The organism is Gordonia hongkongensis, assembly GCF_023078355.1.
GTDB classification, from domain to species: Bacteria; Actinomycetota; Actinomycetes; order Mycobacteriales; family Mycobacteriaceae; genus Gordonia; species Gordonia hongkongensis.
In genome coordinates this window covers 341,325-365,991 of record NZ_CP095552.1, presented here as the reverse complement: position 1 = coordinate 365,991, position 24,667 = coordinate 341,325, and the positions used below count along the sequence as shown (strand labels likewise).

The 24,667-nt window shown below is 68.2% G+C and carries 10 protein-coding genes and 2 pseudogenes; 4 read left to right on the top strand and 8 right to left on the bottom strand.

The genetic code is table 11. The features are described 5' to 3' along the window. The first annotated feature begins 65 nt into the window (after window positions 1–65). The 4 genes and pseudogenes from MVF96_RS01625 to MVF96_RS01610 all read left to right on the top strand — a co-directional run bounded on the left by MVF96_RS01625 (window position 66) and on the right by MVF96_RS01610 (window position 9,274). On the top strand, window positions 66–605 hold the full coding sequence (locus tag MVF96_RS01625) for a Dps family protein (RefSeq protein ID WP_058250943.1): 540 nt from the start codon (window positions 66–68) through the stop codon (window positions 603–605). A 323-nt stretch (window positions 606–928) separates the two neighbouring features. Then, window positions 929–2,137, top strand: coding sequence for a DICT sensory domain-containing protein (locus MVF96_RS01620; RefSeq protein WP_068970989.1), 1,209 nt, complete (start codon window positions 929–931; stop codon window positions 2,135–2,137). A gap of 252 nt (window positions 2,138–2,389) precedes the next feature. Further along, window positions 2,390–5,799, top strand: a pseudogene (locus MVF96_RS01615) (arabinosyltransferase domain-containing protein). Then, complete coding sequence (locus MVF96_RS01610) at window positions 5,792–9,274, top strand: arabinosyltransferase domain-containing protein (protein WP_247450931.1); 3,483 nt, start codon at window positions 5,792–5,794, stop codon at window positions 9,272–9,274. Before MVF96_RS01615 ends, MVF96_RS01610 begins: the two are co-directional and overlap by 8 nt. Before the next feature lie 263 nt (window positions 9,275–9,537). Here the strand turns inward: MVF96_RS01610 and MVF96_RS01605 are convergent, their stop codons facing one another. The 8 genes and pseudogenes from MVF96_RS01605 to MVF96_RS01570 all read right to left on the bottom strand — a co-directional run bounded on the left by MVF96_RS01605 (window position 9,538) and on the right by MVF96_RS01570 (window position 24,662). Then, window positions 9,538–11,088 (bottom strand): acyl-CoA carboxylase subunit beta, encoded by a 1,551-nt coding sequence (locus tag MVF96_RS01605; RefSeq protein WP_068970990.1) that lies wholly within the window; start codon window positions 11,086–11,088, stop codon window positions 9,538–9,540. A 50-nt stretch (window positions 11,089–11,138) separates the two neighbouring features. Then, complete coding sequence (gene pks13, locus MVF96_RS01600) at window positions 11,139–16,472, bottom strand: polyketide synthase Pks13 (RefSeq protein ID WP_247450929.1); 5,334 nt, start codon at window positions 16,470–16,472, stop codon at window positions 11,139–11,141. Window positions 16,473–16,588: 116 nt separating this feature from the next. After that, complete coding sequence (gene fadD32, locus MVF96_RS01595) at window positions 16,589–18,490, bottom strand: long-chain-fatty-acid--AMP ligase FadD32 (RefSeq protein WP_058250938.1); 1,902 nt, start codon at window positions 18,488–18,490, stop codon at window positions 16,589–16,591. 257 nt (window positions 18,491–18,747) lie between these two features. Continuing rightward, window positions 18,748–19,757, bottom strand: a pseudogene (locus tag MVF96_RS01590) (LLM class F420-dependent oxidoreductase). A gap of 233 nt (window positions 19,758–19,990) precedes the next feature. Then, entirely contained in the window at window positions 19,991–21,004 is a 1,014-nt protein-coding gene (locus tag MVF96_RS01585; RefSeq protein ID WP_247450927.1) for a cutinase family protein, read from the bottom strand. 1 nt (window position 21,005) lies between these two features. Next, window positions 21,006–21,542 carry a DUF732 domain-containing protein gene (locus MVF96_RS01580; RefSeq protein WP_065631375.1) on the bottom strand — a complete coding sequence of 179 codons (537 nt, stop codon included), beginning with the start codon at window positions 21,540–21,542 and terminating at the stop codon, window positions 21,006–21,008. A gap of 270 nt (window positions 21,543–21,812) precedes the next feature. Beyond that, entirely contained in the window at window positions 21,813–23,336 is a 1,524-nt protein-coding gene (locus MVF96_RS01575) for an alpha/beta hydrolase-fold protein (RefSeq protein ID WP_247450925.1), read from the bottom strand. Between the two features lie 336 nt (window positions 23,337–23,672). Then, entirely contained in the window at window positions 23,673–24,662 is a 990-nt protein-coding gene (locus MVF96_RS01570; RefSeq protein ID WP_247450924.1) for an alpha/beta hydrolase, read from the bottom strand. Between the last annotated feature and the right edge of the window lie 5 nt (window positions 24,663–24,667).

The following is a 24,667-nucleotide window of genomic DNA, read 5'->3' as shown; positions in this document are numbered from 1 at the left end:
CTCGGTTCCGTCACTCATGGCCGGCAGCCCTCGTCACGCCGCCGGTACCGGCCTAATTTCGAGTCATGCCTTCATTCACCGCACCTGGACTCAGCAACGAAGCCGCCAACGAGGTCGTGGGCATCCTGCAGGAGCGCCTCAGCGCGCTGAACGACCTGCACCTCACCCTCAAGCACATCCACTGGAACGTCGTCGGCGCGAACTTCATCGGCGTGCACGAGATGATCGACCCGCAGGTCGAGCTCGTCCGCGGCTACGCGGACACCATCGCCGAACGCATCGCCACGCTCGGAGCGTCGCCGAAGGGCACCGCCAAGGCGATCGAGAACGACCGCTCGTGGAACGACTACTCCATCGGACGCGACACCGCGCAGGCACACCTCGGCGCGCTCGACCTGGTCTATGACGGGTTCATCACCTCGCACCGCGACGGCATCAAGAAGATCGGCGACATCGATCCGATCACCGAGGACATCCTCATCGGACAAACCGCCGAACTCGAGAAGTTCCAGTGGTTCGTCCGCGCACACCTCGAGAGCTACACCGGTGAGCTCACCCACGCCGGCGCCAGCGGCGAAAAGGCAGCGGCCGACGCAGCCCGCTGACCTGGCGCAACAGACCGAGTAGCGGGTCACCACACCCCCGGACCCGCCCGGAGCCGCGGTCGCGACCTTCCGCCCCGTTGGTCGCGGCCGCGGTAACACCTCTCTGTACCCACCAACTACGAACAGGCACTGACACCCGCACCCGGATACACAGCCGAATACCTTGCGCCGCTTGGGACCTCAGGGACCAAGGGCTTCTCGACCATGTCCACGGTTCGTGGTTTGTTACGCTGACCACAGGCTGATGCCGCGAACAGGATGTGAAGCAAACCGCGTCCACCAGATCGATCGGAGCGCTTTTCCGCTCTGACGGGGAGGCACGTGTGTCCGAAACGCGATCATTCACCCTGTTCGATGATCTGGAGCTCCACATGCAGTTCGCGCCGGTCTGCCGGCTGTCCGATGGCGCTCTCGCCGCCGTCGAACTGCAGCTCCGGGGGCCGGCCGGTACCCGGCTCGCCACCGCCGCCGCCCTCAAACGCGCCGCCCGTCTCGTCGAAGAACACCCTGTACTCGACGAGCGCAAGCGCAAGATGGCCGCGTCCCAACGTGCGCAGTCGCTGGCCAAGATCCTGCCGCTGCTGGTCTCCCTCGATCTCGACCTGATCGACAACCTCGACGACGAGACGGCGCGCAGCCTCGAACGTCACGTCATGGTCATCCTCCCCGACGCCGTCGAACGCAGCCCGCAGCGGACACTCGCCCGCGTCGCCCGCGCCCGGGCGGCCGGCAAGATCATCTGCGTCGACGGGCTCGTCCGCAGCGAGCACGCGGCCACGCTGCTCTCCCTCGTCGAACCCGACATCATCGTCACCGGTGCCGAACTGCTCACGTCGCAGACCAGCTCCGACGCCGCGCACCTCGCCCACGCGCTGGCCGCGCACACCGAACGCAGCCATGCCGTCGTCATCGCCGAGGGCGTCGACGACGAGGCCACCCGGATCACCGCCCAGACGATGGGCGCCGCTTTCGGTATCGGCGACCTGTATCCCGCCGTGACCGACCCGTCCGTCCTCGCCAGCCGGACCGTCGTGCCGCTGCCCGAGATGCCGGTGTGGACCACCCCCGGCCCGGACAAGTCGACGCCGTACCGCATCGCGTCGACCTCGATCCCGCCGCGTATGGGCAACAAACGCCTGCTCATCGAGATGAGCAAGGCACTCGAGGAGCAGGCGGCCATCGGTGGTGCCGCGATCGTGCTGGGCACCTTCCAGTTCGCCGAACACTTCACCTCGCGAACCGCCAAGCGGTGGCGTGAGATGTCGGAGAAGACCGGTCTGGCCGGGGTCTACGGTGTCGGGTTGCCCGACATCCGGGACGGGAACGTCCATCGCGCGCCGCTCGACGCGGAGGACGACCTGATCAACGAGTGGAATGTCGCCGTCCTCGGGCCGCATTTCGCGGCGCTGCTCTCGGCGCGCGACCAGCACGACGCCGGTCCCGATCTCGAGCGCACCTTCGAGTTCGTGCAGACCTACGACCGCATGACCGTCACCCAGGCCGTGCACTCGATCCTCATGCGGTTCTCCTGATCCGAGTCGCGCGCGGGACGTGACCTCGACGGACGCGGCGGCCTCGCTGCGCTCGGACGACGCTGCTCGGCCAGCGGGCGGGACTCCGGCGGCCTCGCTGCGCTCGGACGACGCTGCTCGGCCAGCGGGCGGAACTCCGGCGGTCTCGCCTCTCCCGCTGGTTGAGCAGGTGACGAGCGCAGCGAGGAGCCGTGTCGAAGCCACCCAAGCCACATCGAGCTATCCGGTCAGGGGATTTGGGTTTGTCACAGCATGGCTGACTACGATGCGCCTGTGCCGAAGTCGCCTGAAGTGTCCGCTGGCAACGCCGACACCACCGTTGGAGCTGCTGCCCAGCGTGCGTCCGGCGCACCGCAGTCCCGCACCGTCGCGCTCGTCGCCGCGGTCGCCGGGCTCATCGCCGTCGTCGCCGGCATCCTGACCCCGTTCCTGCCCGTCAGCACCTCGACGGCGTCGATCACGTGGCCACAACAGACCGACACTTCGGCATCGGTCACGGCTCCGCTCGTGGCGCAGACCGCCCGGAGCGTCGACATCTCGATCCCGTGTCGCATGCTGTCGACGACCCCCGCCGACACGTCGACCGTCGTGCTGTCGACGATGCCCGCGGCCGCGGCGAAGGCGCGGGACAACGGGCTGTTCGTCGTCGCCGACGCGAACGGCGTATCTGTTACCAACCGCAACAAGACGCTCGCCTCGGTGCCGCGGGACGCGCTGGCCGGTTGTACCGAACTCCGCATCTTCTCCGACGCCACGACGACCGGCGCGCAGTTCGTCGGCCTGCCCCCGGGACCGGCGATCGCGGGCGGCGGCGCCGTCGGCCTCGCCGAACCGGCGTCGAACCCGCAGATCGCCGGCATCTTCACCGACCTCACGCCCGAACAGCTCCGGGCCGCCCCGGGTGTCGACGTCCGCCTCGAGATCGACGATCGCTTCGACTCGTCGCCGTCGATCCTCAAGTGGGTGGTGATGGTCGTCGGTGTCGGAGCCGCGATCGTCGCGCTCGTGGCCGTCGGACGCCTCGACCGCATCCACGGCTATCACCGACGAGTCGGCCGGCGCCTCCGGTGGCGCCGGGTCCTGCGGCCCGGCCCCACCGACATCGGCGTGACGGTGACGCTGGTGGTCTGGCACTTCCTCGGGGCGGGGTCACCCGACGACGGTTACATCCTCAACATGGGGCGCAACGCCGCCGACGCCGGATACCTCGCGAACTACTACCGTTTCTACGGCATCCCCGAAGCGCCGTTCGACTGGTACTACAACTTCCTGGCGTACTGGTCGACCATCTCGACGACCGGCCTGTGGATGCGGCTCCCGTCGCTTTTCGCGGGCCTGGCCGCCTGGTTCATCCTCAGCCGAGTTCTCCTGCCCCGCCTGGGTGGCGCCGTGCGGCGGTCACAGTGGGCGATGCTCACCGGCGCGGCGGTCTTCCTCGCGTTCTGGCTCCCGATGTGTTCGGGGCTGCGCAGCGAGGGAATCATCGTCCTCGGCACCCTGGCGACCTGGTGGGCGGTGGAGGTCACGGTCTCGACGCGACGAATGCTGCCGGCCGTCATCGCCGCATTCACCGCGGCGCTGACGCTCGCCCTGGCCCCGCATGGTCTCGTCGCGCTCGCCCTGCTCATCGCGAGCGCCCGGCCCATGCTCCGCATCCTGGTCCGACGCCGCGCCGAAGACGGGCTCCTGCCGCTGCTCGCCCCCTTCTCGCGGGTGTGGCGCTGGTCGTCATCATCGTCTTCCGCGACCAGACCCTGGCGACCGTCTTCGAGGCCCTGCGGATCCGTTACTCGGTCGGTCCGACGCTGGCGTGGTATCAGGAACTCCTGCGCTACTACTTCCTCGCGGTGAACACCACCGACGGCGCCCTGGCCCGCCGCATCCCGGTGCTCCTGTTCGCCGTGTCCATGTTCGTCGTCCTGGCGATCATGTTGCGCCGCAAGCGGATCGACGGCCTCGATCCGGGCGCGGTGTGGCGGGCACTGGGCGCCTCCCTGCTGACGATCCTGTTCCTGTCGTTCACGCCGACGAAGTGGACCATCCAGTTCGGCATCTTCGCCGGCCTCGGCGCGGCGCTGGCCGCCGTCGCCTGCGTGGCGATCGGGCAGGCGGCGCGCCGCACGCTCCGCAACCTGTCGATCCTGGTCGCCGGGCTGCTGGTGGCGTGCGCGGCCGCGGCGGCGGGCAAGAACGCCTGGCCGTGGCCCTACAACTTCGGCATCGCCTGGTTCGACAAGGCACCTGTCGTCGCCGGGATCCAGGTGTCGACCGTGCTCCTCGCGCTCGCGGTGGTGGCATTGCTGTTCGCCATCTGGCAACACCTCCGGATGGACTTCGTCGACGAGACCGGCCTCGCCCATGACCGCGGTGCCGCGCCCGCCGGCTGGCGCATCGGGGTCGCGTCCGCACCGATAGCGGTGATCGCCGTCCTCATCGTCGTCAGTGAACTCGCGGTGTTCGCGAAGGCCGCGACCAGCCGCGCGGACACCTTCACGTTGCTGTCCGCCAATCTCGACTCCGCGCGCGGAAACACCTGCGCGATGGCCGATTCCGTGCTCGTCGAACCCGATCCCAATCGCGGCATGCTGACGCCGGCGGACGGCGGCACGGCGTCGTCGACGCTGCAGGGTCAGTCCCAGGGATTCCGTCCCGACGGGGTGAAGCCGGACCTCACACCGCAGGCCGGCGCCCAGAAACCCGGCGCGATGAACACCTCCGCGGACCTGTCGAAGACATTCATCGTCTACGGCAGCAACCCGGGAACCACCGGCGGCGTCGGGCCTCGCGGCGTCAACGGCAGCACCGCGGCACTGCCATTCGGCCTCGATCCGGCGACCACACCCGTGCTGGGCAGCCACGAGACCAACAGCGGCCAGGCCACTCTGACCACCGGTTGGTATCGCCTGCCCGCCCGCGACTCCTCACCGCTGATCGTCATCACCGCCGCCGGCGCGGTCTTCACGCTCGACCGGGACGGCGTCCCGAACTTCGGGCAGGCGTTGGAGGTTCAGTTCGGTAGGGAGCCCGAAGCCGGCGCCGGGAGCGAAGCGAGCGGGCCGAATGTTCCTGCCAACGGACAGTTCGAGGAGGTCGGCGCGCCCGCGATCCCGATCGACCCCGAGCGGACCAACCGCCCGTGGCGAAACCTGCGCATCCCGATGGACCGCGTTCCCGCTGACGCGACCGTGATGCGAATCGTCGCCCGGGACAACAACCTCGACCCGGACCAGTGGCTCGCGATCACCCCGCCGCGGGCCCCGGTGCTGCAGACCCTGCAGACCGTCGTCGGCTCCACCGACCCCGTGCTCATCGACTTCGCCGCCGGCGCGGTGTTCCCGTGCCAGCGTCCGATGACCGCCCACCACGGCGTCTTCGACCTCCCGCAGTGGCGCATCCTGCCCGAGTCGTGGATCGCCAACTCGCAGTCCAAGACCTGGATGGCCACCGAGGACGGCGGCCTGCTGGCGCCGGTGGAGGCGCTCACGCGGCCGTCGACCCTCGCCACCTACCTCGACGACGACTGGTACCGCGAGTGGGGCAACCTGCAGCGCCTGACCCCGCTGGTGCCGCAGGCGCGACCCGCGGACGTGCAGACGGGAACGTCGACCACCTGGGGATGGTCGCGCCCCGGCCCGATCAGGGTGGTGCCCGAAGATGACTGACCCCGACCACTCGCACGCCGAACCGGCGACGCGGCACCCCGGAGAGAACCAGGCAGACGTGGCAGACACCGACACTTCTTCCCGAAGTCCCGCCGACACCGCGCCATTCGTGAGCGACCGCCGCCCGGGCTTCGCCGAACGCCACGCCGGCACCGCGCGTATCGTCGCGATCACCGCGGGCATCGTGGGCATCCTGCTCGCACTGCTCAGCCCGTTCCTGCCGGTCGACTACACCAAGGCCGAACTGACCTGGCCGCAACAGGGTTCGGTGGCGAACGTCGCCGCACCGAACGTGTCGTTCGTCCCGGTCTCGATGGACGTCACGGTTCCGTGCGCACTCGGCGCATCCTTGCCCTCGTCCGGCGGAGTGCTGTTGTCGACGGTGCCCGAAGGCGGCGCGGAGGCAGGCAAGGTCGGCCTCTTCGTCCGGGCCACCGCCGACTCGCTCCAGGTCGTGCAACGAAACGTCGTGCTGCTCAACACTCCTCGCGCGGCCGCACAGTCGGCGCCGGACTGCCGGATCGTCGTCGAATCCGACACCGAGGGCACGCGGGGGTCGATCCAGGGCCTGCCGGAGAACGCCGCCGGCGCCGGGAGCGGCGCGAGCGCGCCGAATGACGATGACACCGGCGCCGTCCGGTCCTTCGATCTGCGGGATCCCAACGCCCGGCCGCAGATCATCGGTGTGTACTCGAGCCTTCCGGCCGACGTCAGCACCGACGGACTCTCCTTCCGGTCGACCATCGACACCCGGTTCGTCTCCACGCCCACGACACTCAAGTTCTGGCTGCTGGTCCTCGGCATCGCGTCGACGATCCTCTCCCTCGCCGCGCTGGCGGTCCTCGACGCCCGCGACGCGCGCGGCCATCACAAGATCTTCCCGGCGGGCTGGTGGCGCGTACGCCCGGTCGACGGAGTCGTCACCCTGGTGCTGCTGATCTGGCTGTTCGTCGGCGGCAACACCGCCGACGACGGATACCAGGTGACGGTCGGCCGGATCGCCGGCGAGGCCGGTTATCTCGACAACTACTACCGCTACTTCGGTGTCCCGCAGGATCCGTTCGGCTGGCACTACCACTACCTGTCGGCGTGGATGGAGATCAGCACCGCGACGCCGTGGTTGCGAGTGCTGCCGTTCATGTTCGCGATGGCGTCGTGGTGGTTGATCAGCAGGGCGGCGATCCCCCGCCTCGGGCGGGCCGTCCGCGAGTCGACGGCGGCGATCTGGGCTGCCGCCCTGGTCTTCCTGGCGGTGTGGATGCCGTACAACAACGGACTGCGCGTCGAACCGCTCATCGCGCTGGGCACCATCTTCACCTGGGTGTGCGTCGAGCGCGCGATCGCCACCGGCCGGTTCTTCCCGCTGACGATCGGCATCATCTCCGCGGCGTTCACCCTCACCATCCATCCCACCGGCGTCATCGCCTCGATCGCCCTGATCGCCGGCATCCGGCCGCTGATCAAACGTCTCGCGGTGCGCCGCAAGCGCGACGGTCTGTGGCCGCTTCTCCTCCCGATCCTCGCCGCCGGGCTCGCGGTGATGTTCGAGATCTTCGCCGACCAGCCGCTGGCACCGATCCTGGAGGCGGTCTCGGTCAACGGGCAGGTCGGCCCCACCAACAAGTGGTGGGAAGAGCCGATGCGCTACTACATGCTGATGAACCCCACCGCCGACGGCGGAATCGCCCGGCGTTTCGGCATTCTCATCGTGTTCACCTGCTTCGTCCTGGTCGTGGTCATGCTGCTCAATCGGCGCCGCCTGCCCGGCATCGCCACCGCACCCACGTGGCGTCTGGTCGCCATGGTCGCCGGCTCGGCCGTGCTGATGGCATTCCTGCCGACCAAGTGGACCCACCAGCTCGGCGTGTACGCCGCGATCGGCGGCGCGCTCGCCGCGGTGGCAACCGCCTGCGCCGATCGCACGATCATGCGTCGTCGCCGCAACCGGACCCTGTTCGCCGCCGCCTGCGCATATGTTCTGGCGCTCGCATTCTCCGGACGCAACCAGTGGTGGTACGTCGGCAGCTACGGAATCCCCTGGCGGGACGCGGTTCCCGACGTCCGGGGCATTCCGCTCTGGACCGGGATCCTCGCGGTGGCGGTGGCGCTGACCGCTCTCGGTCTGTGGCAACACTTCCGCGACGACTACGTCGACGACGCCGTCCGGACCGGTACTTCGCGGTCGGTGTTCGCCCGACTCCGCAGCCCGTCGATCATCGTCGTGTCGACCATCATGCTGCTGTTCACCCTGGTGTCATTCGCGAAAGCGGACTGGACGCAGCGCAATTCGTGGTCGTGGCTGAGCTCGAACGTCAACGCGCTCCAAGGACAGCCGTGCGCGCTCGCCGACGCCGTACTGGTGGAGGACGATCCGAACGCCGGACTGCTGTCACCCGCGCGAGTGGCGGGACAGGACAACCCGTCGCCGGGCGCCGCGCTGGCCGGAACCGGGATGGAAGGGTTCGACCCCAACGGAGTGGCGTCGGACCTGTCCGAGGAGACCGAAGAGGAAGCCGAGGAGTCCTCGTCGGGCACCTCGACCGCGGAAGTCGACCGCACCCAGTCCGATCCGACCGAGGACGGAACCAGCGCCGAGACCGACACCACGACCGGTTCCAGCGACACCAGCGGTGGGCAGACCGCCCAGGCCGGCGTCAACGGGTCGACCGTGAAGCTGCCGTTCGGTCTGTCACCGAGCCAGACCCCGGTCCTCGGAACCTACAACTCCCCCAGCGGCACCGGACGCCTCACGTCCGACTGGTATCAGTTGCCGGAGAACCCCTCCGGCGAGCAGCCGCTCGTCACGATGTCGGTGGCGGGGCAGGTCGAGTACATCGACGACCTCGCCGTCACCCGGCCCGGACAGCGAGTGCGACTGCAGTTCGGCCGCGTCGCGCCGGACGGCACGGTGGCACCGGCCGGTCAGATGGTGCCGCTCGACATCGGTGGTGCCCCCGAGTGGCGCAACCTGCGCTTCCCGATGGACCAGGCGCCCCCGGGCGCGACGGTGGTCCGCGTTCTCGCCGAGGACACCTCGACGCTGCGCGACCAGTGGCTGGCCGTCACCCCGCCACGCGTCTCGTCGATGGTGACGCTGAATTCGCTGGTGGGCAGCGAGGATCCGGTGCTCATCGACTGGGAGGCAGGTCTCGCCTTCCCGTGTCAGCGTCCCGCCCAGGTGAAGTACGGGGTTCTGGAGACACCGGAGTGGCGGATCTCGCCGGACCGCGAAGGCGAACGGGTCAACTCCCAGCGCTGGATGGCCGGCGACTCCGGTGGCCCGCTCGGCATCATCGAGAACGAGTTGCGGCCGCGCGTGTACCCGTCGTACCTGCGCAACGACTGGGCCAAGGATTGGGGCATGCTTCAGAGCCTGACCCCGATCCTCCCGCAGACCGACGCCGAATTGACCATCACCACCGACACCCACCACGGACTCTGGACCCCGGGACCCATGCGGGCGGTGAAGAACTAGGCAGTCCTGCTACCCGCGCACTACCACGCACTCTGCTCCCCGAGGAGCGCCCGGACCTTGCGGAGGGCGCGTCGTCACGAAGGGGTCTTCGCGACCCGAGTCACCAAGACCCTTCGTGACGCTCGCAAGCTCGCTCCTCAGGGAGCAGGAGGTTAGCTCGCAAGCTCGCTCCTCAGGGAGCAGGGGATCTGCGACTTTCTCGATCAGGGAGCGGAGGGCGGTACAGGTAGCGCTCGCACCTCAGAGCGGAGCGAGGCCCGTCGCTAGATCGGCATCAGGAAGTGCTTGCGCGGGGTCTTGAGGACCTGCTTGTCGCGCAACTGCGCCAACGCCTTTCGCAACTGGAGCCGGGTCTCGGACGGCTCGATGACCGCGTCGACGTAACCCCGCTCGGCGGCGAGGTACGGGGTCGCCATCATCGTGTTGTAGAAGTCGATGAACTCACGCCGGATCTTGTCGGCTTCGGCGGCCGAGAGACCTTCAGTCTGACGTCGGGTCAGCACCGCGGCCGCCGACTCGGCGCCCATCACCGCGATCTTCGCTGTCGGCCAGGCGAAGTTGACGTCGGCACCGAGGTGCTTGCTGCCCATCACCGCGTAGGCGCCGCCGTAAGCCTTGCGCAGCACGACGGTCACCTTGGGGACATCGGCTTCGACGTAGGCGTACAGGAAGCGGCCGGAGCGTCGGATGGTGCCCTTCTGCTCCTCCGCGAGACCCGGGAGGATGCCCGGGGTGTCTACCAGGAACACCAACGGGATGCTGAAGGCGTTGCAGATGCGCACGAAACGCGTCGCCTTCTCCGACGAGTCGGTGTCGAGCACACCCGACATCACGCTCGGCTGATTGGCGACCACACCCACCGACCGGCCGTCGACCCGTGCGTACCCGGTGATGATGTTGGGCGCGAACAACTCTCCCACCTCGTGGAAGGCGCCGTCGTCGAACAGCTTGATGATGATGTCGTGCATGTCGTACCCGGCGTTGTCGTTGTCGGGCATGAAGTCGTTGAGCGACAGGTCGGACTCGGTGATCTCCGGCTCGAGACCCGGGTTGACGACGGGCGGCCGCTCGTAGGCACTCGACGGCATGTACTGCAGGTACTCACGGACCCAGTCGAACGCGGACTTCTCGTCGGGGGCGACGTGATGGATGTTGCCCCACCGCGCCTGATTGTGCGCGCTGCCGAGGTCCTCGGCCGAGATCTCCTCGCCGTTCACCTGTTTCAGCACATCGGGTCCGGTCACGAACATGTACGACTTGTCCTCGACGGCCACCAGGATGTCGGTGTTGGCGGGGGTGTAGACCGCGCCGCCGGCGCACTTGCCCAGGATCACCGAGATCTGCGGCGCGAGACCGGAGAGCAGATCGTTGCGGCGACCCATCTCGGCGTACCACGCGAGTGAGGTGACGGCATCCTGGATCCGCGCACCGGCCGAGTCGTTGATACCGACCATCGGGCATCCGATCTTGCCCGCCCACTCCATCAGCGAGGCGACCTTGCGGCCGAACATCTCACCGACGGTTCCACCGAAGACCGACTGGTCGTGGGAGAACGCCGCCACCGGACGCCCGTGCACCAGCCCGTGTCCGGTGACCACGCCGTCGCCGTAACCACTCTCGGCCGCACCCGGCATCTTCGCCAGCGCACCGATCTCGACGAAGGTCCCGGGATCGAAGAGCATGCTCAGACGCTCACGCGGAGAACAGATCCCCTTCGCCGCGCGTTTCGCGAGCGCCTTCTCGCCTCCCGGCTCGCGAGCGGCCTCCAACTTCTGACGGAGGTCGGCGAGCTTGCCTGCGGTGGTGTCAGCCACGGTGTCTCACTTTCTACGCGACCACTGATTGACGATGAGCAGCCGTGCCGCTACTGCTCATCGAGCCGTCCGACCCGCGCGGCCAGGTCGTTACCGATCTTGGCTATGTACGGCTCGTCGACGATCGAGAGGTGGTCACCGCCGACATGGATGATCTCCAGATCGTCGACGACCTCACCCCAGCGGCCGTCCTCGTCGATCTCGGCCCACTGCGGTTCGAGTTCGACGGCGCCGGCGTGCATCTTGTCGGCCCGGTACAGCACGACCTTGCCGTCGTAGGGTTCCGGCGCGATGCTGCTCAGCACGCGGTTCTCGATGAACGAGGTCCGCTGGTGTTCGATGATGCCGCCGGGGATCTTGGTGCCCGACATCGACATCATCTCCATGATGATCGCGAACTGCCCCTCGTCGTCGGCCTCCACAAGCCGATCCATCGGGATCGGTACATCGGGGTCGAGGTCGTAGTTGCGGATCGCGAACTCCTTCCACCGCTCGAGCCGCGCCCGCTTGCTGTCCGGCGTCTCGGTCATGTCCGCGCGAGGGCGCACCACGTCGATGAGGCCCACGAAGGCAACTTCTTCCCCGGCCTCACGCAGGAGTTGCGCGACGCCATAGGCGAGCGCACCGCCGAAGGACCAGCCGACCAGCACGTACGGGCCGTTCGGCTGCAGCTCACGCAGGCGCGGAAGGTATTCGCGCACACGGTCTTCGATCGATCCCTCGACTCCACGGTCGAAGCCGATGACGGGCCGGTCCGCCGGCAGACGCTTCAGCAGCGCCTCATAGGCGGAGGTGTTCCCGCCCGCGGGATGGAACAGCAGGATCGGCGTCGGATCGCCGGCGGACGGGTCATAGACCTTCTTGCCGTCCGGGACGAGGCGCAGGTAGCGCAGGAACCCGTCGGTCGACGCGCCGGCATTGAGATGCTCGCGCACGTAGTTCGACATCTCCTCGATCGTCTCGGAGTCGAGGATGTCCTCGACGTCGAGATCCCCGCCGGTGCGCTCGTTGAGGCGATCGGTGAGCTGCTGGGCCACGTCCTCCGACAGCACCGGCAGCTTGTTGAAGATGCCGCCGGCCGAGGCCTTGGTGACCACCGCGTACGTGCCGAAGGTCAAGCGCTCGGCGGCATCCCGCGGCGGCACGTCCGAGCCGGCCGCCTCGGCGACGGCCCGCTGCGAGGTGATGTCGGTGGCCGGCTTCGGGGTTGCCGCGGGAGCGGCCGACTCCTCGACCGCCTCCTCGCGTGACGACACCTCCGGTTCGGGCGAGTTCGCGACCGCCTGCTCGACGTCGGCCAGATCCTCGGCGATGTGCCGCTTCGGCTCCGGCGACTGCTCGCCGGGCTCGTCGGACTGACCGGCCGGTGCGGAGGCTGCCGACTCACCACCGCCGGCGTTCTGCTCGTCGATGTAGGCATTGAGCGCCGCGGTGTCGAGTTCGCCACCGCCGGCGGCATTCTGGGCGAGATCGTCGAGCTGATCGCGATGCGTCACCGCGAAGTCGACGAACTTCTCGACGTCGGCGAGGTTCGCCTGGCGCATCGCCTGCAGTTGCAGCTGCGGGATGTCGAACTCGTACTCGACGCGGTTCTTGATCCGCACCGCCATCAGCGAGTCGAGACCGAGCTCGATCAGCGGAATCTCGCGCGGCAGGTCCTCGGGGTCGTAGCCCATGGACTCGCCGACGATGATCGCGAGCCGATCACCCACCGTCTCACCGGATTCGGGGTTCCATCGGTTGCCGATGTCGTCTACGACGTCGTCCTCGACGACCACCGTGTCATCGGCGAACACCTCGGCACCGGACCGTGCCGGGGCTGCCGGCGCGGCCGTGACCTCACCTGCGGTGTCGTCGAGGTCGCCGGTCACCGCCGCCTCGAACAGCAGCTGGAAGTTCTTGTCCGCCTTGGCGTGCACGGTCACCGCCGCACCGCCGGGATGCGGGCTCAGCGTCGTCGTGAGGGTTCCCGATGCCGGGATGGCGCTGTGCGCGACCGACGCCCCGACAGCCGCATTCGCCAGGACCTGGGCCGCCGCGGCACGCACCAGTTCACGCGGATCGGTGACCGCGGCCGCGTTGACCTCCCAGGCGTGACGGCCGTCGGGCAGTGCCACGTGCGATCCCGGGACCGTGCCGGCCGAGCCGCCCGAGGAGATCTTCGCGGTGAGCCAGAACTCCTTGCGCTCGAAGCGGGTACGCGGAATGGCCGCGTGACCACCGCGACCGAACAGCGACGCGACGTCGACCGGATGTCCGTGCACGTAGAGCTTCATCAGCGCGTTGACGAGTCCGTAGCTCTCGTCCTCCTTACGCCGCAGCGTCTCGATGAGCTCGGCGTCGTGCAGCCCAGCCGAGAAGGTCACCGCGGCAACGGAGATCAGAACGGCCGGGTTCGGCGAGAGCTCCAGGAAGGTGCGGTGGCCGTTCTCCACCGACTTCGCGATCGCCTGGCTGAACCACACGCTGTGGCGCAGGCCCTTGGTGAAGTAGTCGATCGTGTGGACGGGTTCGTGACCGGCGCGGTAGAAGACCTCGCGGTCGACCGAGCTGTAGAACCCGGTGGTGGGCCGCAACGGCGTGATACCGGTGAGTTCGTAGGCCAGCTCACCCAGGAGCGGGTCCATCTGCGAGGTGTGACTGGCGCCCTTGGTCGCCAGTTTGCGTCCGAGCTTGCCCTCCTTCTCGGCACGCTCGACGATGGCGTCGACCTGCGACTCCGGTCCGCCGATGACGGTGTGCGTCGGAGCGGCGTAGACACAGATCTCGAGGTCGGGGTAGTCGGTGAGGACGTCGGTGATGTCCTCGGCGCTGTACTCGACGAGCGCCATCAGGCGGATGTCGTCGCCCTGGAGCATCGACTCGCCCTCGCCCATCAGGCGCGAGCGCTGGCAGATCACCCGGGTCGCGTCTTCGAGCGAGAGACCGCCGCTGATGTACGCGGCCGAGGCCTCGCCCATCGAATGCGGCACGAGCACACCGGGTTCGGCGCCGTGGTGCCGCAGGGTGTCGGCGAGCGCGACCTGGATCGTGTAGATGCCGACCTGGCTCTGCTCGATGCCGTAGGTCTGCTCGTCGTCGACGAACATCTCCGCGATCGAGTACCCGAGCTCGTTCTGCACCAGCTCGTCGACCCGGTCGACGTACTTGGCGAAGATCGGGTTCTCGGTGTAGAGCTGCTTGGCCATCTTGCGGTGCTGCGAACCGAAGCCGGAGAGCAGCCAGACCGCGGACGCGGCGTCGGGCGAATCCGACGAGTAGACAAGCGGATTGCTCTTGCCCTCGGCCACCGCGCGGACACCGGTGATCGCGTCGTCGTGCGTACGGGCCATGACGACGGCGCGCGAGCGTCCGTGGTTGCGGTGTGCCAGCGCGCGGCCGATGTCGGCGAGCGGCGTCGACCGTCCCTCGTCGGACTCGAGCCACTCGAGCAGGTCCGCGGCGGTCTTGCGCCGACGCGATGGCAGGAAGCCCGAGATGACCAGCGGCACAACCGAACCCTCGACCGCGCACGGGGCGAATCCGGCGGCCGGATCCGGCGCGGTCTCCTCGATCACCGGATCGATGTTCTTCGCCTGCGCGGCGAGCACGGCGCGCTCGGCCTCGGTGAGGTAGACGTCGTCGTCGTCGAGATCGGGTTCGTCGACGAGCGACGCCGACGCGGGCAACTCGGATGCGCCCGCATCGCCTGCGGGCGCGGACGCCGGCGCGAGATCCTCGGGCCGCACCTCGCGGACGACGACGTGCGCGTTGGTGCCGCCGAAACCGAATCCGGAGACACCGGCGACGGCATGACCGGAATAGCGCGGCCACTCGGTGGCCTCCGGGATGACCCTGAGATTGTTGGCGTCGAACTGGATGTACGGGTTGGGGCCGCTGTAGTTCAGCGACGCCGGGATGGTGCCGTGCTGCATCGCGAGCACGACCTTGGCCAGAGCACCCGCGCCCGCGGCCGATTCCATGTGGCCGTAGTTCGTCTTGACCGATCCGAGCAGCATCGGCGAGCCGGGCAGACGCCCGCGACCGACGACGCGGCCCAGGGCGTCGGCCTCGATCGGATCGCCGAGGATGGTCCCGGTGCCGTGGGCCTCCACGTAGTCGACGGTGCGCGGATCGATCGCGGCGTCGGCGTAGGCGTCCCGCAGGACGTCGACCTGCGCCTCCGGGTTGGGTGCCGGTAGACCGTTCGAGCGACCGTCGCTGTTGACCGCCGAGCCCGCGATGACCGCCAGGACGTCGTCACCGTCACGGCGCGCGTCGGACAGTCGCTTCAGGACGAACAGGCCGCCACCCTCGGCGCGGATGAATCCGTCCGCGTCGGCGGAGAACGCCTTCACGTGCCCGTCCGCCGCCTGGGCGCCGATCTTGTCGAAACCGAGGGTGGCCGCCGGGTTGATGATCATGTTGACGCCGCCGGCCAGCGCGAGGTCGGATTCGCCGGTCCGCAGGCTGCGGACGGCCTGATGAACGGCCACCAGCGACGACGAGCACGCGGTGTCGAGGGCGATCGACGGCCCGCGGAAGTCGTAGAAGTAGGACACCCGGTTCGCGACGATCGCGGTGGAGGTGCCGGTCAGCGCATACGCGGCGGTGTCCTCGGCGCCCTCACTCAGGCCGAGGGTCGCCAGCAGCTGGTAGTCGTTCGTGGAGGAGCCGATGAACACACCGACCGGCGCACCCTTGAGATCGCTCGGCGGGATGTGCGCGTGCTCGAGTGCCTCCCAGGTCAGCTCGAGCGCGAGACGCTGCTGCGGGTCGACCATCTCGACCTCGCGCGGACTCATCTGGAAGAAGTCGGCGTCGAACGTGCGGACGTCGTCGAGATAACCGCCCTTGGTGTTGGCCGCGTCGAGGATCTCGACGAGCCGGGGATCGGACCGGAACTCCGACCACCGATCCGCGGGCAGGTCCGAGACACCGTCGACGCCGGCGATGAGCGCGTCCCACGTCGACTCGGGCGTCGTGCCCGACTTCGGGAACCGGGTCGAGAGCCCGACGATCGCGATGTCGTCGTCCGCGGTGCGCTCGCGCCGCCAGAAGGTGTCCGCATCGCCGTCGGCGCCCTCGTCGGGATCGCCCTCGATGATGCGCTGCGCGAGCGTGGCGATCGTCGGATGGTTGTAGACGACCGTCGCGGTGAGGATCACCCCGGTCTTGTCCTCGACGTCGGCGGCGAGCGCCACGGCGTCGCGAGACGAGAGACCGAGCTCCTCCATGGGACGGTCGACGGCGATCTGCTCGACGGGGAGCCCGGTCGCCTGTGACACCCACTCGCGCAGCCAATCACGAAGCTGGTCGACAGTGAGGTCACCGGCGGTCTCGCCGTCGGTGCCGGCCGCGGCGGAATCGATACTGCGGGCCTCGTCGGTATTCAGTTCAGACATCGCTTCCAGACTACTGATCTCGGGGCACCTGAACTGGTGCCGGGTGCATTATCAGCCCGCGGGGTGTCCGGGCGCGGCAACTCGACGCACTCACCCCGCCCGGGTCCGCAGATTCGCTACTCGGCGTCCGGGAACGCCGTCTGCTTGTAGCCGCCCCGGAGACTGCCGTCGATGTAGGCCGCACGGGTCGCGCGCCGCGCGATCTTGCCCGACGACGTGCGCGGGATCGAGCCGGCCGGAACCAGCAGGACGTCGCGGACCATCACGCCATGACGCTGGGCCACCGCGGCACGCACGGTGTCGGCGACCTCCTGCGGGTCGGCCTTGCGGCCGGGTCCGCGCTCGGCGACGATGACCAGTTGCTCGGACGCGTCGTCGGCGTCGGGCTTCAAACCGCTGCCGGCGAACTCGAACACCTCGCCCGGCAACTGATTGGCCGGCACCGAGAACGCGGCGACGAAGCCGGGGCGCAGCGCGTCGCTGGCTTCCTGCGCGCTGTACTCGAGGTCCTGCGGGTAGTGGTTGCGGCCGTCGACGATCACCAGGTCCTTGACTCGCCCGGTGATGTAGAGCTCACCGTCGAGCCAGACCCCGAAGTCGCCGGTGCGCATCCAGATCGCGTCCGCGGGCGCACCCTCGGCGTGACTGTTCTCCGGGAGCGGGGTGACGAGCTTGTTGTGGAATGTCTCCTCGGTCTCCTCCGGCTTGTTCCAGTAGCCGGCGCCGATGTTCAGACCATGCAACCAGATCTCCCCGACATGGCCGTCGGGCTGTTCGGTCGCCGTCTCGGTGTCGACGATGGTGGCCCACTGGCTCACCGCGACCTGACCACACGACACCTGCGCGACCGCGTTGGGCGCGTCGGAGTCGACGAGGGTGAAACTGCCGGCGTTGAGGTCGTCGCGGTCGACGTAGACGACCTTCGCCTCGTTCTCGCGCTGCGTCGCGGACACGAACAGCGTGGCCTCGGCCATGCCGTAACAGGGCTTGATCGCCGTCTTCGGCAGCCCGTACGGCGCGAACGCCTCGTTGAACTTCTTCATCGAGCTGACCGTGACCGGCTCCGACCCGTTGATCAGACCGATGACGTTGGAGAGGTCGAGCTCCTCGCCCTCCTTCGGCAGACCGCGCGCGGCGGCGTGCTCGAAGGCGAAGTTGGGAGCCGCGGCGAAGGTCTCCGCGCCGTCGGCGGCGGCGGCGAGCTCCTTGATCCAGCGACCGGGACGGCGAACGAAGGCCTGCGGGCTCATGATCGTGATGTAGCGGCCGCCGAGCGCAGGCAGGATCACGGTGAGCAGACCCATGTCGTGGAACATCGGCAGCCAGGTGACGCCGCGGGCCTTGCGATCGATGCCGATGGTGTCGGAGATCTGCAGCACGTTCGCGGCGACCGCCTGATAGGTGATCTCCACACCGGCCGGGACGCGCGTCGAACCCGAGGTGTACTGCAGGTAGGCGACGGTGTCCTTGTTTTTGTCCTGACCGGCGACCGGTGCCACCCAGCTCGACCCGACCGAGTCGGGGACGGCGTCGACGGCGATGACGCGCGGTCGCTCCTTGGCCGGCAGCGGCGCGAAGAAGTCACGCACCGCCTCGGCGGACTTCGTCGAGGTGAGGATCGCGGTCGGCTTGCAGTCGTCGAGGACCGCGTGCAGTCGGTCGGTGTGTCCGGGCTCGTCGGGGGAGAACAGCGGGACGGCGACGTTGCTGGCGTAGAGCGCCGCGAAGAACCCGATCACGTACTCCAGCGACTGGGGCGCGAGGATCGCCACGCGGTCGCCCGGCTTGGTGACCTGCTGCAGACGTGCTGCGACGGCGCGGAGTCGCTTGCCGAACTGCGCCCACGTCAGATCCTGGGGCTCGCCATCGCGTTCGCGGCTGTAGTCGATGAACCGGTAGGCCAGTGTGTCGGCCTGTTCGCGGACGTTCTGCTCGACGTAGTCGACCAGGGTCGCTTCCTCGGTGAAAGAGATGTTCCCGGTCTCATCGAGAAAGTCTTCGAGTTCAGTACTCAGCATTCATTACTCCTGTGCCCCCTCGTGGACTCCCCCACGCGGGCGCAGTTCTCCGGCGAGGTCTTGGCGACACCACCACGCAGTCCTGCTGTCCACGTCCTGTGCCGACCGCGGGATACGGTAGCGCACGTCCAGTTACCCAACGAAAAACTCGCGTTCGTCATGCTCGGCTTCGCATGAGCGCGCGTCGCCCTTCGACGCGCGCCCCCGGGTTCACCGACCCGTCACCTCGCTGTTGACTCGCGAGACCGTCGGCCATCCTACTCCCCCTTCAATTGCGCCAGCACGGGCGCAAAAGCATCCATCTGCGTGGGGAACACCCCTACGTAGGACATGGTGGTGCGGCGGCGCACCTCCCGGATCTGGTCGGCGATCTCGTCGAAGCTCCCGATCGCGATGTACGGCGAGGTCAGCACGTCGTCGACGGTGAACTCGGTGTCGTGCGCGATGTTGGGCGGATAGCCCTGTTCGAGCGCCTTCAGCGCCATCTCGGCGGTGGCGACCCGATCGTCGGTGATGACGATGACAGCGATCGTCCAGTTCAGTTCGAGCTCGTCGAACCGGTCGCCGGCGACCTGCCGGATCCGGTCGACACGCTCGGCGGTCTTCTCGATGGTCATGTCGGACAGCTTCATCTTGCCGTCGGTGGTGGTGCCGGGCGCGACGGAGATGATGTCGGCGTGCTTGGCGGCCAGGGCGAGCATCTTGGGTCCACCGCCGCCGACGGCGATCGGCGGACGCGGTCCCTGCCGCGGCCGTGGACTCCCTCGAGGCCGTTGATCTGATAGAACTCGCCGTCGAAGTTCACCGTCTCCCCGCGCATCAGGCCGTCGAGGACGGTCAGCGCCTCGTCGAGGCGACGGATGCGGACGCCGGGCGACTCGAATTCGATGCCGGCCTTGTCGAACTCCTCTTTCATCCACCCCGCGCCGATGCCCAACTCGAGTCGTCCCCTGCTCAGGACGTCGATCGTGTTGGCCTCCTTGGCGAGGAGGGCGGGATGACGCCAGCCGTTGGCCAGCACCGAGGTCGCGAGGCGGATCGTGCTGGTGGCCTGCGTCAGCGCGCCGAGGGCCGCGAGCGGACCGACCTGGTTGCCGAGGTGGTCGGGCACCGCGAAGGTGTCGTAACCGTATTCCTCGGCCGTCTGCGCCAGCTTGACGAACTTGCGGGCACCGCCCTCGTCCTTGTTGCCCTCACCACCCGCGCCGAAGCGGAACCTCCGCAATCCGGCCGAGGTGGCACCGGCATCGCTCGGGGGTTGCGTCATCGCTGTCCTCTCATCGTGATCGCCGGCTGGTGAGGTCGCGTGCGGCGTCTGCGGCGCACTGCGGTGTTCCTCGGGCCAGCCCAACACGTTAATGCAGCGTGACGGCGCCGCCAAACGAATCGGCCGCAGCCGCGACAAGAGGTTACCGGCCGGTTAGTTCGACGATGCGCCCGGTCGGGTGAGTCGCGTCCGAGACGCTTCCATCCGGTCAGCCGTGACCGGCAGATTGCCGGTCAGTTGTGCTTCGGCTGGGGTGCGTCCTCGATGAGATCCTTGGACCAGTCGTACATCCACTGGGTCGCGGTCTGACCGTCGTTCTCCCAGTAGCGGGTGGTCGCGTACATCGCGTGGACGGGATTCGACGCCGCGTTCGCCAGCTTCGACACCGCCGCCAGCGGGTTGACGATCGTCGGCGAGTCACAGATGAGATCGCCCGGGGCGCAGATGGATTGAACCCGGTCGCGGAGATCGCCGAAACCGCCGGTGCGCGGGCCGGTCATGGAGATGCCGGGAACGAGGTTGCCCATGCCGCCGAGCGCGATCTCGGCGCCCACGCCGTTCGGGCTCGGCTCGATGTCGTTCTGCTCACCCGGTTGGCGCCGACCGTCGGCGATCAGCCCGACGCCCAGCACGAGATCCTGGTCACCGTCCTCGAGCACGCCCCGGCCGTTGCCGATGTTGCTGGCCAGATCGCCGGCGATGACCGCACCCTGACTGAATCCCATGATCACGTAGCTCGTCAGCGGGCAGCGTTCGTTGGTGGAGATGATCTTGCCCGCCGCGCGCTTGTATCCCTGCGTGCGTGACACGTTGTAATCGGCCTGCCGGTCGGCGAGGTTGGTCGGATTCCGGAACTGCGCCGTGTAGGGAACGGTGTAGATCTCGCTGCGGGACGAGTCGAAGTCATTCGAGAGGGCACGCGACACGCGCAGCATCAACGAGTTCGGATTCGCCGACGGCGCGTACGGATCGTCGTCGGCGCTCGACTCCCAGGTGCCGGGCACGACGACGGTCAGAACGTCCGGGCAGTCCGCAGGCTGTGCATCCGGCCGTTCTTTCGACGGCGGGGTCGTCGACGGCCCGCCGGGGCCGATCGGCGCGGGTCCCGGAGCCAGCCACACCAGAACCAGCACGACGATGAGCACGATCGCGATGACCGCGAGCGCGAGGAGGAGCAGCGCGAAAGCGCCGAGCCGCGGGACGGGACCCTTCCGGATGCGGCCCGCGGCGTTGCGTCGAGCGGCCACGTCAGCAGTAGTGCTGTTCGGCCGCGCGGATGACCTTGTCGGCCTTCGAGTTCGCTTCCTCGACGTTGTCCGCCCCCGGACCCACAGAGGCGGTGACGAAGGCCTTCACCATGCTCGGGTCGGTGCCCTTCTGCTTGGCACCACAGACGTACTTCGCCATCGTCAGGGCCACTGAATTGTCGTTGTCACCCATGAACGTGACGTCCTGCTGCTTCAACGCGGCGAGATACGCGCGGGCCTTGTCGTCGAGCGGCTGGCCGCTGGGTCCGGGGAAGCTGGCCGGGACCTTCGTGCTGGGGTTCGGTTCGGTCGCCGGCAGCTCCGACGTGCCGCCGGGCGTGGACGGGGTGGTCTCCTCGGATGTGGAACCCTGCGACGCGCTCGTCGAGGGAGCGGCCGAATACAGCGACGTCGTCGTGACCGGGTTGTTGGTGATCGGCGCACTGGCCGTCGAGTCATCGGCGCAGGCCGACACGGACCCGAGCGCGAGAGCGAGGCCCGTCACGGCCAGCACCAGCCGCACACACTTCGTTGTCATCGCCACTTCCTGCCGAACCTTTCGGGTCGAGATCAACGCACCGCCGGACGGTCTCGTCCGGCGACACTCACGTCCGGCCTGCGGCCGATCGCAACGCAGGGGCACCCTGCATCGCACACCACGTCAGGCTACCGTCCGCGCGAGGCCGTTCCGGCCGCCGCACCAGCACCACCTGCGGTAACGGTCCGATTCCTCAGCGAAGTTTCAGGCCGTACACACGTGGGGTCGAGGTTGGGGCACCGTCCGCGCCCCGTCCCCTCCTTCTGACCGTCACTTCAGGACCTTGGTGCCGTCCTTCGCCGTCCAGGTGATCCGGCCATGCTCGAAGTGGTTGACGCGGCCCTTGCCGTCGCGGGTCGGGAGTTCGTCGGTCGTCGGCTTGCCGAGACGTCCGCTCGGTCCACCGGCAGCGACGTAGGCGCCACCGATCGCGCCGGTGACGATCTTCGGACCCTTCGGGCCGGTGAACATTCGTCCGCCGGCGAAGTCCTGTGCCTTGCCACCGGCAACCGGGTACGACGGGGTGAGGCAGCCCCCGAGGGTCGCCTTGTTGGCGTCCCAGACCTTGCGGAAGGCGCCGTCGACGCGGCATGCGACCGCGTCGCGCGACAGTCCGAGGGCCGCGGCGGCCTGCGGCCACGCCTGCATCATCTCGAACTCCCAGTACGGCCAGGTGTGGGTGCCCGACGGCCGGTAATTGGCCTGGCCCGGAATCCCCTTGCGGTTCAACTGGATCGCGAACTGTTGCGAGGTCACGCGGCTCAGCATCTCGAGTCCGACGCCGGAATAGTTGGTCGCGAGCATCGGGATGTCCGACGGCTTGTCGTGCGGCCCGACCATGCCGTTGCCCGAGGAGACGTACAGGCTCGTGCCCTGCAGTTTGTCGACCATCAGATAGGGGTCGTGCTCTTTCCACGCCGGATCGGAGGGCGGGCCGAACATCTTCATCGAGTCGTAGCCGCCACCGTCGCGCACCGCGAACTGGATGGCCTGCGGCATGCCGAACGAACTCAGCTGCAGGATCCCCGAGAACGACGCCGCGAACTTGTAGAAGCCGGGATTGCGCGCGGCCAGCATCATGGCCGCGGAGCCACCCATCGACAGCCCCTCGATGCCGCGGACGTCGGTGGAGCGCCAATCGTTCTCCAAGATGGGCGGCAGTTCCCGCATGAGGAACGTCTCCCACTTGTAGTTCTTGCCGCGGTCGGGTTCCTTCCAGTCGGTGTAGAAGCTCGACTCACCACCGATCGGCAGGATGACGTTGACGTTCTTGTCCTTGTAGAAGTCGACGATCTTGGTGTTGATGATCCAGCCGCTCTGATCGTCCTGCGCTCGCAGGCCGTCGAGCATCGTCAGCTGCGGGAACTTCTCCTTCGGCTTCGCGTGCCAGTCACGGGCCAGCAGGATCTGCACCTGGATGTTGGTGTTCATCGCCGGCGAGTACACCCACAGGGCCACGCGCCGGTCGGTGTACCAGTAGGTGTTCGTCATCCTCGCCGGCTGGGCGGCCGGCACCGACGCCGGAGCGACCGGGGCGCGCGAGTTCGGTGGCGCGGGCGCGGGAGCGCTCGGCGACGCCGGGGGCGCGGGCGGGGCCGCGGGGGCAGGCGGGGCCGGAGCGGGCTCGGCGCCGGCGAGACCGTTGCCGATGACGAGCACCGCGGCGGTCGCCAGCGCGACCACGGCCGCCGTCACCGGGCGAAGGGTCGCCCGACGACCGGCCGGGCGCGCGTCACCCTGTCCTGCGTCAGCCGGTCGCGCGTCGACCCTGCCTGTACCACTGTTTCGCCGCATCACTCTCCAGAACTCCTTCGCCCCTGTACCCCGGCGCCCGCAGCGTCGAGACCTATTCCCCGTCAGTCACACGTGCCTCATGAGTATCAAACGCCTCAGGAGTTTCTTACACGCCACAGCGCAGCCTGTCCGCGCGCCACGCTGTGACACGTGGGATTTGTGTGACAGTTGATATCCCGGCCTGCTTCGCAACCTCGGTCGCCAGACCCTTCGTGACGCGCCCTCCGCAAGCTCCGGGCGCTCCTCAGGGAGCAGGTGGGCGCGCCCACGCACGACGACGCCCCGCCCGGAAACCCGGGCGGGGCGTCGTGTGGCCGGCGGACCGGCGATGTCAGATCAGCGGAAGAACCCGCGGTTCTTGGCGTTCCAGATCATGTCCTGCCAGTAGCCCCAGGCGTGGGTGCCGTTGGCGTAGTAGGTCATCAGCGGGACGCCCTGGACGAAGGCCGCGGCCTCGAAGGCCTTGGACTGCGTGAAGGCGAGCAGCTCGAGGGTCGAACCCTTGAACAGGTCGTCGAACACGTTGGGCAGTGCGTTGTAGCGGCCGAACAGACCGTTACCGGAACCGACGAACACCTTCATTCCGCGCATCAGGCCGATGTTCCAGAAGGGATCGTTCTGGAACCAGCGGATGCTCCACGGCGGGCCCCACATCGCGTCGATGTTCCACGGCTTCGGGTCGACGTCGAGCATCGCCAGGCGCAGCGCGGTACGCATGCCGGGCGCGCTCAGGAAGTTGTAACCCGAGAGCGAACCGGCACGGTCGAAGTGCTGGCGGTTCTGGGCACCGAGGACCAGTGCGGCGTTACCGCCCATAGACAGGCCCATGATGGCGTAGCGCTTCGACGGTCCGACGCGGAAACCACGGGCGTCGAGCGCGCTGATCAGGGTCCGGCTGATGACGCAGTTCCAGCGGTACCGGTAGGGCTGCCGGTTGAAGTTGCTGGGTGCGTCCCAGTCCGTGTAGAAGCTCGCGGGTCCACCGATGGGCTCGACGACGTTGACGCCGGACTTCACCATCTCCTGGACGTTGGTGTTGATCTCCCAGCCGCTGTAGTCGTACTGGGCGCGCATGCCGTCGAGGAGGATGACGGTCTTGTAGTTGCCGGGCTTCTTCCAGGCGCGGACCTTGACGTTCGGCATCCCGCAGCCGTTGACCCAGAACTCCTGCTTGCCGACCTGCGTTCCGCCGATCCGGGCGTTGGCCTGGCCGGCGACGACACCGGTCAGTCCCACAACTGTCAGGATGGCGACGAAAGCGGCGAGCAACCGGTTGCTCATCCGGTTGCGCGCAGGCCTCGGCGCCTCGGTGGCAGCTTCACGCATGTACA